Source organism: Comamonas halotolerans, from assembly GCF_030162935.1.
GTDB classification, from domain to species: Bacteria; Pseudomonadota; Gammaproteobacteria; order Burkholderiales; family Burkholderiaceae_C; genus Comamonas; species Comamonas halotolerans.
The window spans coordinates 1-497 of the sequence record NZ_JASAUZ010000041.1 but is presented as its reverse complement, the minus strand read 5'-3'; the positions used below and the strand labels follow the sequence as shown (position 1 = coordinate 497).

Annotated in this window: 1 pseudogene; it reads left to right on the top strand. The window is 63.6% G+C overall.

Annotated elements, in window-relative coordinates:
- Window positions 1-497, top strand: a pseudogene (locus tag QEP11_RS14320) (type VI secretion system tip protein VgrG); the annotation flags it as partial.

Below are 497 nucleotides of genomic sequence, written 5' to 3'. Positions count from 1 at the left end.
GGAGCTTCCCAGCCTGGAGCAGCACCTATCCCGCAGCGCGCAGCGCTACACCAGCCTGGACGATGCGCAAAACCACGCCAGCCAATGGCTGCATCACTTTGAAGGGCAGGCCAAGCGCTGGCACGGCCAAAGCAGTGTGCGAGACCTCGCCCCAGCGCAAGGATTTGCCATCAGCGGCCACAGCCGCTACGGGCAAGACAGCGGCAACCAGCTCCAACTGCGCTGCTACCAGATCTGGCACGAAGCAGCCAACAACCTCGGTGCGCAAGTCGCCCAGTTGCTGCAGCGCCCGGAGATAGAAAACGGCAGCTATCGCAACTGCTTTGAAGCACTGGACGCCAAGGCGGCCATTGTTTCCGCGCCACGCAGCAAACCCTGCGCCCCGGAAGGCATGCTGGCACAGGTTGTGGGCAACCAGGAAAACTCCCGCCACGCCATCCACACCCAGCGAGACCACCGCGTGCAAGTGCGCATGTACTGGCAGCCCACGGACCAAG